Annotated in this window: 11 protein-coding genes; 1 reads left to right on the forward strand and 10 read right to left on the reverse strand. The window is 54.3% G+C overall.

Features of this window, described 5'->3' with window-relative positions:
• Positions 1-492: 492 nt before the first annotated feature.
• A complete protein-coding gene (locus DA915_RS14620) occupies positions 493-1,776 on the forward strand; it encodes a CaiB/BaiF CoA-transferase family protein (RefSeq protein ID WP_107676312.1) in 1,284 nt (427 codons plus the stop codon).
• Here DA915_RS14620 and DA915_RS14625 read toward each other — a convergent pair.
• From DA915_RS14625 to DA915_RS14675, 10 genes are all read right to left on the reverse strand, one after another.
• A complete protein-coding gene (locus tag DA915_RS14625) occupies positions 1,773-2,588 on the reverse strand; it encodes an IclR family transcriptional regulator (RefSeq protein ID WP_107676313.1) in 816 nt (271 codons plus the stop codon). The two genes, DA915_RS14620 and DA915_RS14625, sit on opposite strands and share 4 nt — an antisense overlap.
• A gap of 246 nt (positions 2,589-2,834) precedes the next feature.
• Complete coding sequence (locus tag DA915_RS14630) at positions 2,835-3,977, reverse strand: ABC transporter ATP-binding protein (protein ID WP_107676314.1); 1,143 nt, start codon at positions 3,975-3,977, stop codon at positions 2,835-2,837.
• A gap of 13 nt (positions 3,978-3,990) precedes the next feature.
• The gene (locus DA915_RS14635) at positions 3,991-4,794 is read right to left on the reverse strand and encodes an ABC transporter permease (RefSeq protein ID WP_107676315.1); all 804 of its coding nucleotides are present in this window, start codon (positions 4,792-4,794) and stop codon (positions 3,991-3,993) included.
• A complete protein-coding gene (locus DA915_RS14640; protein ID WP_107676316.1) occupies positions 4,791-5,696 on the reverse strand; it encodes an ABC transporter permease in 906 nt (301 codons plus the stop codon). The genes DA915_RS14635 and DA915_RS14640 overlap by 4 nt, the downstream gene beginning before the upstream one ends.
• A gap of 171 nt (positions 5,697-5,867) precedes the next feature.
• Positions 5,868-6,941 (reverse strand): extracellular solute-binding protein, encoded by a 1,074-nt coding sequence (locus DA915_RS14645; RefSeq protein WP_107676317.1) that lies wholly within the window; start codon positions 6,939-6,941, stop codon positions 5,868-5,870.
• 136 nt (positions 6,942-7,077) lie between these two features.
• Positions 7,078-7,668 carry a malonic semialdehyde reductase gene (locus DA915_RS14650; protein WP_107676318.1) on the reverse strand — a complete coding sequence of 197 codons (591 nt, stop codon included), beginning with the start codon at positions 7,666-7,668 and terminating at the stop codon, positions 7,078-7,080.
• 13 nt (positions 7,669-7,681) lie between these two features.
• Entirely contained in the window at positions 7,682-8,212 is a 531-nt protein-coding gene (locus DA915_RS14655) for a flavin reductase family protein (protein WP_202864240.1), read from the reverse strand.
• A 75-nt stretch (positions 8,213-8,287) separates the two neighbouring features.
• On the reverse strand, positions 8,288-9,601 hold the full coding sequence (locus tag DA915_RS14660) for an LLM class flavin-dependent oxidoreductase (RefSeq protein ID WP_107676319.1): 1,314 nt from the start codon (positions 9,599-9,601) through the stop codon (positions 8,288-8,290).
• 791 nt (positions 9,602-10,392) lie between these two features.
• Positions 10,393-11,811: an FAD-binding oxidoreductase gene (locus DA915_RS14670; protein ID WP_107676321.1), complete on the reverse strand. Its 1,419-nt coding sequence runs from the start codon at positions 11,809-11,811 to the stop codon at positions 10,393-10,395.
• A 109-nt stretch (positions 11,812-11,920) separates the two neighbouring features.
• Positions 11,921-12,664, reverse strand: coding sequence for a TetR/AcrR family transcriptional regulator (locus DA915_RS14675; RefSeq protein WP_107676322.1), 744 nt, complete (start codon positions 12,662-12,664; stop codon positions 11,921-11,923).
• Positions 12,665-12,797: the final 133 nt, after the last annotated feature.

Raw genomic sequence — 12,797 nt, forward strand, 5'->3', positions numbered from 1 at the left:
ATTGGAACCGTCACCGCTGGGGTATCGTCAGCATTTACAGTTGAGCGGTCCAAAATGAACCTGAAGCGTGCCGATGAACAGGCACCTGTTTCCTATGATTTTCGGTTTGAGCCGGCCAATTGGGCATAAAGTTCACCGCTGTTTCTACCGTTGACAATAGCCGCGATCTTAGCCAAGAGGAATGAGAAGGCAATATAAAACGGAATTTAATTTCGGTTTTGACGAAAAAATCGGTGGCCAGTTCATCCGTGCCAGCCGGGAGAAACGCAGGGGTGACCGCAATGTTAATTTTCGGGAGTACGAAGAGATTTCACTGAGACGGGTTTTGCGGACGCCTTCAATTTACTCCCATGAGGGTGGAGTGGATCTAGGCAGATCGATATGATTTGATATTCGGAATTAAATTCCATTTAGTTGACCTGGCGAGGCGAACCTGCAAGGATGGTGGCACTTAAAAACTCTGCTATTTGAAAACTATCAACGGGAGATCTCGTGTATACAAATCACCCTAACAGCGAACCAGCAGGCGAATTGCCTCTGCGCGGTATTAAGGTTCTCGACCTGTCGCGTGTGTTGGCCGGACCGTGGGCGACAATGACCCTCGCCGATCTGGGAGCAACAGTGTGGAAGGTCGAAAACGTTGACGGTGGCGACGACACTCGCGCCTGGGCTATTCCGAACTACAATGGGGTAAGCACATACTATCTGTGTGCAAATCGAGGCAAGCAATCCATCGCGATCGATTTGAAGACACCGGAAGGCGTTGAAATTATTAAACAACTAGCCGCCGAAAGTGACGTCGTTGTCGAGAATTTCCGGGTCGGGACTGCTGAGAAGCTTGGTATCGGATACGAGCAGCTCAAAGCTGTTAATCCAAGCCTCGTCTATTGTTCCATTTCCGGCTATGGCCGCGACACAGCGGATGCGCGTAGGCCCGGATACGATTTTGTCATCCAAGCCGAAAGCGGGTTGATGTCGATTACCGGAGAGCGCGAAGGTCAGCCGCTGCGAATGGGCGTTGCGATAACCGACGTGGTCTGCGGTATGGTTGCCGCTCAATCGATTCTGGCGGCGCTTTATGAGCGCCAACGGACCGGCCGTGGCCAGCAGATTGACATGGCTCTGTTGGACTGTGCACTGAACCTCCTCATCAATGTGGGCAGTGGTTATCTCAATACACGCGAAGAGGTAAAACGATACGGCAATGCCCATCCGACCGTCGTGCCCTATCAGATCTTTGAGTGCGCTGAAGGAAGCTTTGCTCTGGCGGTTGGCAACGATCGTCAGTTTCGTGCGCTGTGCATCCGCGTCATCGGAGAGCCGGACCTTGCTGAGGACAAACGCTTCCGAACCGCGGGGGATCGTGCGACCAATCGCGCGGATTTGATCCCGATCCTTCAACGCGCATTCCTTAGAAAGAACCGTGACTACTGGATGCAAGCCTGCGCCGACGCGGAAGTGCCAGCGGGGATCGTCAAATCGGTTCCCGAAGCATTGACCAGCAAGACGGTTGAAGAACGGCAGCTTGTCCAAACGCTTCACAATCCGTTTCTTGGAAAAGTTTCGCTGGTCCGCCCCGCTCACGGCCTTGCAGCCCAACGGGCGGCAGACTATATCGCGCCACCTCTCTTGGGTCAGGACACCCGTGAAATTTTGAAACATGTTCTCGGCTATTCCGAGGATGATGTCGATAGGCTGGGGGACAAAGGTGTCGTGTCATTCCTCGATGGCGCCGTGACGGAAATTCCGTCGGGCGCACCACACGTCGATTTTTAATCTGCCGACGGCCCGCGTGTAAGGAGGCTTTCGAGTCTCGCCTTGAGGTCGATCAAGCCGGGACCAATGACCTCCTTCACGGCCTTGTCGCCGATAATCTCCGCAATTCCCCCACACGTGAACGCTAAAGGGGCTGAGCCATCAATCGGCGTGAAAGGCACACCGACTGCCCTGATAAAGCTCGTCCAGGTTCCATACGCGGTGACGTAGCCAAGCTCGGAATATTCGTTCAGCGCATGATCTATCAGAGCTTCAATCTCGCGCCGCTCCCCCGGCGCCTTCGGAAGGAAGCGCTTTTTTAGATGCTCTCTTGCTTCGTGCGAAAGTGCGACGAGGTAGGCAAGTCCAACACCGCTTCGCCACAAGGGCAACTGGGATCCGATATTGAGGCGAAGAGTAACCAAACTCTCGGATCGGCAATTTGCCAAATAGACCATGTGACCTTGATCCCTCGTCCCAAGGGCAACGGCAGCACCGCTCTTGTCCGCAAGCTCCTGCATGAAAGGTCGCGCCAAGTGAACAATCGGATTTCCGCCGAGAGCCGAGTAGCCCAGCGACACCGCTGCGGCACCGAGGTTATAGCGCCCTAAAACCTCATCATATTGCAAATAGCCAAGTCCAGCGAGGGTATAGGTCAGTCGTGATATTGTCGCCTTGGGAAGGCCCGTACGCTCCATCAGCTCGAGGTTTCCAAGAGACTGGTCTCCGGGCCGAAAGGAGCGGAGGATCTGGAGACCTCGGACCAGGGAGGTGGAAAAACCACTTGTGTCCGAAGTATCGTCCGTTGGCTCATGTTTTACTCGTTTACGCACCGCGACTCCAAAATTGGTTTTGACCGACTGCGACGACGAGACTGAATCTCCGTCCCCACTGCATTAGCAACCATACCGTTAGGAATCCAGCCCGAAGAACCAAACCAGGTCGCTCGTCTAAAGATCGAGCGCCAGGACTAAGCCCTGACGTCTCCCATCACCGGGTCCGACCTTGCGACATGAGTCCGATGTCGCCTGTGATTCGCCTGATATATCAATGGTCCCTAGCAAGACGATGAAAAACGGCTAGTTCTCGACAAGCAAACTGTCTTTGACGTCCCACCCGATGAAAACCTCGTCCCCAATGTCCGGCGCTGCAGTTTCGCTTCTCATCTGCATGCATTGCTCCAGGACAAACGAGGAACCAATGTTGATCTTGTGGCGCAGCACGCCATTTGAAAAGACCGCGTCGATTACAGCACCTTTCAAGATGTTGTCGGTTTTCGGTTTAACATGGCCTATCGTGACTGCCTCAGGTCTGACGCAGAGCGATAGATTTTCGCAGGGGCCGTGGCGCGTCGGCACTTTCACTTCAACGCCAACGATAGTGTCCGCCGTCGAATGGTCTGGCCCCGTCTTCATGGCGCGAATCGCGAGCAAATTCGCCTGACCGAGAAAGGCGGCGACGAAGCGACTTTGCGGGCAACGGTAAAGGTCACGGGCAGATCCTATCTGGGCGATGTGTCCAGAGTTCATGATAGCGATCCGATGCGCCATGGCGGCAGCTTCGCTCTGGTCATGGGTAACATAGAGCACGGTTGAGCCGAGTTTCGACTGCAGCAATTTGATCTCAAATTGCATTTCCTCTCGCAGATTCTTGTCCAAGGCGCTCAGCGGCTCGTCCATGATCAGCAGTGACGGATTGTAGATGGAGGCACGCGCAAGGGCGACCCGCTGTTGTTGGCCTCCCGACAAAGCATGTGGGTAGCGATCCTCAAGGCCTTCGAGGCGAACGAGCTTGAGAGACGCGCGTACCTTCTCTTTGATCTCAGACTTGCTTACTCTTCGCATCTGCAGTGGAAAAGCGATATTCTGACCGACGGATCGGTGCGGAAACAGTGAATAGTTCTGGAAGACCATTCCGAGGTTGCGCTTGAAGGGCGGCGTCCCCTCGATGCTTTGTCCGTCGATCAGGATTTGTCCGGCATCTGGGCTTAAGTAACCGGCGGTCAGCCCAAGCAAGGTGGTTTTTCCGGAGCCACTTGGACCAATAATTGAAAAGAATTCTCCCGCTTCGATCGTCAGATCGGTTGGCTGCAGAGCTGTGTGGGCACCATATGTCTTGGTGATTCCGAGATAGTCTATGCGCTTGCCAACGCCCGGCATCGAAGAGCTCCTCGGCTGTGAGTGAAGATGATCGAGATGATTGTCCAAGGCGATAATGGGCATTGGGGAGTTCCAACTACGATTTTGATTTGTCAGCGCTCTGTAAAAGAGCGGCGGCACTCAGCATGCTGAGTGAGATCACGATTGCAACGGTTGATGCTGCCGCGATGGTCGGATCCATCTGGGAACGCAGTTCGTTCCACATAAAGACCGGAAGTGTGATCGAAGAGGCATCAGTCAAGAATAGTGCGATGATGATTTCGTCAAAGGAGAACGCAAAGGCAAAGATTGCACCGATCACCATTGCAAGCCTGATCATCGGTACTGTTACGTGGATAAAAGTAGCCAGCCCATTTGCGCCCAATGTCATTGAGGCCAGTTCGAGATTTTCGCTGTAACCTCTCAGGGCAGCGGAGACGGTGATAAAGCTCAACGGTATCGCGATTGCCGCATGTGCTACGACCACAGCTGAGCCAGAACCGATTAAGCCGAAAAAGGCAAGAATAGGAAATATCCCGATCGCTAGGATAACTTGTGGCATAATGAGTGGGGACAAAATGACCCCTGTTACGACACGGCCATAAGGAAGCTTACCTCGCACAACAGCCAGCGCTGCAATTGCCCCCAAAACTGTTGCGAGGATGGAAACACCTGCTCCGATCAACAATGTGTTGCCGAGCGCGCGAAGATAACCCGGCTTGTCCCAGAGTGCCTGGTACCACTGCATTGATATTCCGTCGAACGAGATCGCCAGAAATCGTTCAGGACTCAGGGAAAGCGGCAGAATGACCAAAATCGGTGTCATCATATAAAGCAGGCCAAGGAAGACCATAGTGAGCGTCACGCAGCGGATCGCGAGGTTAAATGCCTTCCAGTTCATGACATGGTCATCCTTATGCCGAGACGGTTAGCGATCATCACGATCAACCATAGTGAAAGCATCACGGAGATCAGAAGGATTGTTGCGAGCGCCGAGGCAAGCGGCCAGTTTAAGGTTTGCGTAATTTGTTGTTCAATCAAGACGGCAATCATCATGTTGCCATCGCTGCCCATGAGTACAGGCGTCACGTAAAAGCCGAGTGCGGTGATAAAGACGAGTAGGCACCCTGCTACGATCCCCGGCAGGCAAAGCGGCAGATAGATGTGAACAAAGGTTTGTATCGGGTTCGCGCCGAGGATTTCTCCTGCCAACAGCTTTGTCCTGTCGATTTGACGCATCGTGCTCAGAAGAGGCAAGATCATCATTGGCATCAGAACTTGAACCATTCCGACCTGCACCCCGAACGAGTTGTACATCAGCTTCAGCGGTTGATCGATCCAGCCGAGATCGAGCAATGCGCTGTTGATCAGGCCTTTACGACTTAAGAGTGCGATCCAAGCGTAGGTTCTGGTCACGACGCTCGTCCAGAATGGTACCATGACGAGAGCAAAGCCGACCTTTGCCCAAATCGGTCTTGCCGTTGAAATCACGTGAGCGATTGGAAAGCCAATCAGCAAGGCGAGAAACGTCGAAATGAAAGCGGTCTTGAAGGTCTGGACCAAGACGTGAAGATAGACCGAATTGCCAAGGATCGCCGCAAGTTGGCCAATGGATGGATCTGTTCCACCGAAGCCACGGAAAATCACTAGCGTCAGAGGCACGATGAAGGTTGGCACAAGAAAGATCGCCGGCAGAATGATGAGGAGCCGCAGACCTGCTTCGGGTGTCCACCCTCTCCCGACGCGGGTCCTCGCTATGCAAAGAGGGAGACTTTGGCCGGGATTTTTGAGCGCACCGCTCATCTTCAACTCACTCGCTGTTGTACCTGGGGTTATTTCTGACGGACAGCAAGGTCCGTTTCGTCACGGTCGATTCGGCGGGTAAACCTTGGGATGGACGCCGCCGCGCTCACGAAATTGTGGGGCGGCGGCACGGCACCCGCTTGACGGACGGGTCCCCACGGTCGACTTGACCTACCCAAGCAGCCATTTGGTGAATGCGTCGCTGGCTCTTTGAGAATTCTCCGCCCACCACTGGAAATCCTGAATGCGCGTAAGGGGGAAGTTCTTCGGATCCGAAGCCGTTTTTGCCATGGCGGCTGGTGAGGCGATCTTGACGGCTTCAGTGTTGGTCGGTCCGAGTGGTATCAGCTCGACTAACCGCGCTTGAGGCTCGGGCCTGGCCATGTAGGCGGCGAATTCCATCGCGGCCTTCTTGTTCGGGTGTCCCTTCGGAATGACCAACGTATCACCGTCAAGTATTGCCTGATTGAAATTGTAGTCAACCGGTTTCCCGCTTGCACGTAGCAGTTCGACGCGATTGACCCACATCATGGATGTGTCGACTTCGCCATTGGCGAGCAATTGCTGGGATTGGGCTCCCGTGTTCCACCAGACGATGTCGTTGCGGATAGCACTCATGGCCTCGAGCGCGGCATCGATATCGAGCGGGTAAAGCTTATCGAGTGGTATGCCAGCTCCTAGCGCGGCAATATCGAGTGTGAGGCTAGCGTTTTTGAAGAGCCCGCGCGGCCCTTTGCGCTCGCTGCCGAAGATATCAGTCCACCCCTTCGGCACGTCGGCGGATTTGACTGCGTCCGTGTTCCATGCCGGCAAGGTTGCCGCAAGATTGATCAGGAACCAGTTGTCCGAATATGCGCCAGATAGAAGGCTGGCGCGGTCGATACTACCGTAGTCAAGCGGTTCCGAAAGGCCGAGCGCTTGAGCGCTGGCCGCTTCGCCCGAGGTCATCAGCATTACATCGGCCTGTCCCCACGACTTGGATTCGACAATGACCTTCAACTCGGCAAGACCTTTCCACGGTTGCGGACTGATCTTGATGCCGGTTTCCTTGGTGAAATCGTCGTAATAAGCCGTCTGAAACGAAGAAAGCAGATCGCCGCCGCCTGCGGAAATCAGCAGCTCCTTTGGCTTTGACTGAGCCAATACTGGCGATGAAAGTCCGGTCGCCATGACGGTGGTTCCAAGAGCCGATGTTTGAAGAAAAGCACGGCGGGTTTGGTTAAAGCTTCCCAGATTTTGAGTCATTAAACGTCTCCATGTTCCCCTTGTTTGTGCGTGCGCGTCACCCGGTTGGATCCGGATTTCTGATGTTGATGTCAGTTTATTTGAGACTATGCGTTTTCTAAGTAGAGTCAATAAAGTGGAATTTAATTCCGAATGTCTACAAAATCACGCAGGCTTCTTCGAACGCCAGGCGCGGCAGGCGATCGAAGAGTTTCGATGGATCACCGTGACCGATGTTGATGAGAAAATTGGATTTCCACGTGGTACCTTCAAAAAACTCGGCGTCTACCTGGCTTTGGTCGAAGCCGGACATTGGCCCAACGTCGAAACCGATCGCGCGGGCCGCGAGAATGAGGTAGGCGGCTTGCAAAGTCGCATTCCTGAATGCCGTTTCACGGGCAAGGCTTTCGCTTCCTGTAAACCACGCCTTTGCATTGCCATGGGGAAAGAGTGATGTGAGCTTTTCAAAGAACAACATGTCATAGGCAGTGATGATCGTGACTGGCGCAGACATCGTTTTTTCCAGATTGCCCGATGAGAGCGCTGGCCGAAGCCTTTCCTTGGCTTCGTGCGAGGTCAGAAAGACGAACCGTGCCGGAGAACAGTTCGCGGAGGTCGGTCCCATTTTAGTCAAATCATAGAGCCTGCGCAGCCCTGCTTCTTCTATAGGTACAGGGTTCCACCCGTTCTGCGTTCTGGCCTGCAGGAAGAGCTGATCAAGTGCGGAGTCCGGCAAAGGGTGAGACATAGCATTCGAGCCCTTATGCCACAGCTGCTTCAGGAAAAAGCTTGCGAAAACGGCTACCGTGGAACACGAGCGGCTGCCGCTCGTGCAACGCTTCCGCCGCAACCACACGCAGGACAACGATAAGATGGTCGCCGGCGATCACTTTATCGTACACCACGCATTCGAGCGAAGCGACCGCGCCCTCGATGAATACCGCGCCAGCTGGCGATGAACGCCAGTTCACCCCGGCAAAGCGATTACCGTTTTTCAGCGAAAGCTGTTTGCAGACCACGTCCTGAGCTTCACTCAGGACTGACAAGCCGAGCTGGTCGACACGTTGCAACTTAGCCCAGGTTGCCGACGAATTTTGAATGCAGACCGAAACCAGCGGTGGGTCGAGCGACACAGATGTGTATGAGCTCACGGCAAGGCCAACGGGTGCGTTGTCAATGACGGCGCATAAGGCGGCTACCCCGCTGGGGAAGCAGGCGTAAAGACAGCGCAACTCCTGCGCTGACACTGGGCTTCCATCCACCCATTTCATCAGCTTAACTCCTTCACTCATTTGGGGTTCGTTCCTGTGCCGACGTGAATCCGTTCGTTATCCTCAGCGAGAGATCCTGCGCATTTGTGGTGGCTTTCAGAGGCCACTGCGGAGATTTTCGCGGAACGTCGCGCCCGTGTATTCCTTGCGAAACACCCCTCGTCTCTGCAGTTCGGGAACGACGGATCGGACGAACTGGATATAGGATGAGGGGCTAAGTGACGGAGAGACGACAAAGCCGTCGCAGGCACGGGATTCAAACAGATCGTGCATATGGTCTGAGATCATCTTCGGCGTGCCGACGAGTTGCGGCGTCATCTGATTTTCCGCCCAAGAGCGCCCGGCGTCCCGCAGGGTTTTTCCCTGACTGCCTTGCAGGATGACGTCGAACACACCGCGAGCGCCTTGCGAGATCTCCATGTCACTGAGCGGCTGATCTAGATCATATTGCGAAAGATCGATCCCGATTCCGTTCGATATCTCGGCCACTCCGAGCCGTGGGCTGACCAACGAGTTGATATACTCCGCTCTCTCCTTCGCAATCGATTCGGTCTCGCCAATGATGACATCAATTGCGGGAAGAATTGCACAATGGTCAGGATTGCGCCCAGCAGCTTCAACACGGCTTTTCACGTCCGTATAAAATTTCTGCATGTCACTCTTCTGATGCTGTAGCGTAAAGATGATTTCAGCCCATCGTGCGGCAAACTGGCGGCCACGATCGGACGAGCCTGCCTGCATGATGACGGGACTTCCCTGCGGGGATCGAGGTGTCTGCAAGGGACCTCGGGTTTTGACGAACTCACCCTCGTAGTTGGCGTAGTGCACCTTTGACGGGTCCGCCCAGATCGCATTTTCACGGTCAAGGACCAACGCACCTTCGTCCCATGTATCCCAAAGACGATGACACGCTTCCAACACCTCGTCTGCGTGATCATAGCGAAGTGATTTTTCCATCAGTTTTTCAAAGCCGTAATTTTGCGCCTCCCGGTCGTTTGCGGAAGTTACTACGTTCCACGCGGCGCGACCGCGGCTGAGATGATCGAGTGTTGCGAAAGACCTGGCAATATAGAAGGGGTGCAGAAAGGCAGTGGAAATTGTTGCCGAAAGTCCGATATGTTTTGTTACGCGCGCCATAATAGCGAGAACTTGCAGAGGCTCCAGAAGGTACATCTGCCCCGGCTGTCGCAAGTTGGCCTCGAAGTTTCCGGCGTAAGTATCGAACAGGGTTTGTACATCGACAATGAACAAACCGTCGAATTTTCCCTCCTCAAGCACCTTCGCGATAGTTTCGTATCGCTCGGGTTCTAATGATTGCAGCGCGTCACTTTCATAGTGCCGCCATGCTCCATTGTTGTGCCAGGTTGGACCGGCGACGCAGAATCCGACGAAGTGCATTTGTCTGGGCATCGAACTTCCCTTTGATATCGGCAATGACGGCGTGAGGAAAAGCTAAACTCATTTTTTTTATCACGCAAGCAAAAATGAAACATAATTCCATTTTTGTAGAAAGGATGTTTGTTGTGTTGCCGACAAAGAAGTGTGCCTATTGCGCGCGAGACTGCCTTTGCGCAAAAGTATGCCAAAACGGAATTACCCGTTAAGAAAGGGGAGCTGGCGGTCAAGCCTCAAGCACCGCCACCTAACGTGGGAGAACGTATTGGAGTTGCCTCGCAGCGAAGCACTGAACAAGTGTGTGGCCAAACGGGGAATGCCTGCGCGCCCATTCGTGCCCGGGCCGTACGCTTCTGCAGCGATCAATGCAACACGCCTGCGGCACCGGCATGCAGAACGTACTCACCGGTATCCGAGATGATGAGGGGAGCGTCACTATCCACGTAGACTTCCCTCGATGGAAGAACTCTTTCGGCTTTTGGGGCCTAGACCGTATGAAGGCTGTCGAGCGCCACTTTCTACGATTGAGAGCCGCTCGGCAGAGGGCGACAACGGACGATCGCGGCGTGAAGAATTCACCGCAACAGCTGTCAATTTTCAGGGTTATGCGCTACGCGACCATCTGGTTGATATTTTCCCTGACAGCTTTGAGGTTTCCCGCTCGTCCATATTTCTAGTGGTAGGGACAACCGGCTCGCTTCTTGACGTCAAAGCGCTTAAAACACGCCGTAGCCGTCATCGATCAGTCGTCATAGCTCTCAGGGCGCATGTTGCATCACAGGTTGCTCACGATTTCGTCCGGGAGCTCAGTCAAAACGGACTGGCGGTTTCATCCCTGCGCCGATTTTACGACTGCCACGGCGTCTATGATAAATCACCCTCGTGGCAAGAAGTCCCGCCAACATACGGCTCGGCCAGCTCCGGCCGGCCTGGCGCACGAACCACAGATCCGTGCTGTCTGAACGGCGCTCCAAGGCCAATTCGGCGAGTGTCCGGCCATGATGCGTTCCAATGCCCATTCCGTGACCCCAGCAGCCGCAGGCATACAGGATACGCGGATCACGGGTTTGGCCCAGGTGCGGCCTCCAATCGGCGGTAATGGAAATTGGTCCGCCCCAGGTCTGGGCGGTTTTGACCTCACTCATGGCAGGAAAGAATGCGGAAAGATGGCCAAGGTTTTTCAATCGCCACTCAATCTCAGGTGAGAGCGAGCGATCGAAGGGGGCGGAGGTGTAGTAGCCGCCAACATGGAGTATTCGGCCATCGATGGTCGGGGCGAATGAATAAAACATCTGCGACAGAACGTTGACACCGCCGCGGCGCGGCCATCCTGCAGCCTTCCATTGTTTGTCGGTAAGGGGTTCAGTGATGGTCCCCTTGACCATCAGCGGCGTTTGCTCGCGTTGAATGGCAAGGCCGGTCAAACCCGCAAGTTGATGCGTGAAGGCATTCGTCGCCAATACGACCTTCTTGCACCGGGCTAGCCCTGCACCCGTATGCAGCAGGACGTCACGACGCTCTGCCTCAATGGCAGCAACCGGGGTGTTTTCAAAAATTTCAACTCCAAGCCTCTCGGCCGCGGACTTCAAGCCGCGGACGAGCTTCAAAGGATTGAATTGCCCGCCCCGACGATCAAAAACGGCGGCACCCAGGTAGGGACTGGCAAGCTCGGACTCCACCTGACTCTGGCCTAAATAGGACAAAGTCTCCCCATGTCCCATCTTGTCGTAAAGTTTCTGATAGCGTTCGATCTCAGAGTCGCCCTCAATCCGAAGCGCCACCTTCATCGTCCCGGTCGCTGCATAGTCACAGTCGATGGATTCGTCTCGCTGGAGTGCTTCGATGAGTTTTATCCCGTCCGCGACGTAGGACAGACCCTCACCCATTGCGCGCGCACCGTTTCGACGCACAGCCGCAGCTAGGTCGCCTCCCCCGAACTGCACAATGAGTTGCCCTGCATTGCGGCCGCTGGCGCCATAACCGATGACCTCGGCCTCAAGGAGAGCGACTGATGCTCCCGGATCGAGTTTTTTCAAGTGATAGGCCGTTGACAGTCCGGTTATTCCTCCCCCAACGATACAGAAATCGAAAGTTCTCTCTCCGCGCAGCGGCTCGGACGGCGAATAGGGCTGTGAGGTGTCGAACCAAAAGGACTTGGCGCGATGCAGCACCGCACCAGTCGTTTTTGACGTCAAAGCCGTCGGCTGATCGTTTCGAAGGTCCATAGGCAACAATCATCCTTTCTTGCGCGTGCCGCAGCAAGCGGCAGATTGACCAAGACTTGGAACAATCATGAAATTGAAGAACGAAGTCACTTTCGGATATTAATCTGATTTAGTCAAGCGCGCTTTCTGGGGCGACCGCGAGCGTTTCCGGTAGAATACTCCGCAGATATCCAAACTGAATACGCATTGATTCCTCAAAAGAGTCGTCATCGATGGTGCCGTTCAAAATGTACGAGCGGCCCCACAGAGCCTCGACGATCTCAATCGACACTGCGAACTTCTCTGTTAGACCCGGTATTTCCGGCACGATGAACACTTGCTTGAAGCTTTCAAGCAATGAATGCGCAACCTTCTTATTTTCTTCAAATGATGCGCGCCGTGTCTCCCGGTGGAGCATCGGGCCAAGAACGACCTCTGAAACATGGCGATGATCGTTGTAATAATCTCTCGCTCGCACGCCCATTTCGTAGACCCATTGACGCCAGCTCGGATTGCGCACCTGGGCGAGCGCCTGATGAACCTGTACAACGTCTTTTGTCCCAATGACCAAATAACGCCGGCTTAATTCGGTGCGCAACGCGGCCATAGTTGGGAAGAGGTACGCAATAGAAGGCGGCGAAATTTGAGCTTGGCGGGCGATATCATAGAAGCTGATATCCTCGATATTTGCAGTTTGAAGCAAATCCTCTGCAGCTTGAACGATTTTCTCAAAACGCTCCATGCTGCGCGTTTGCGAAGGTCTACGTGCGCTGTGATCTATATTATCAGAGCGACCTTTTCGCAGTGAAGACCGTGGGCGGATGGTTTCCGGTTGGCCTTTGGCGCCCGACTCTGGTTTTCCGCGATCGCTCATAGAAATCTCTCTTGGTTTCGTGCTTTTTTGAATGCGCGAGACGACGGCGCACCCCCAGATAACCCATAACAACCGTTCGCCTCGCGAACAACGGTCGACCTTCCGGTGGGATTTTCACAACGAGCCGACAAAA

The organism is Agrobacterium sp. LAD9 (genome assembly GCF_003031125.1).
Classification (GTDB): Bacteria; Pseudomonadota; Alphaproteobacteria; order Rhizobiales; family Rhizobiaceae; genus Agrobacterium; species Agrobacterium radiobacter.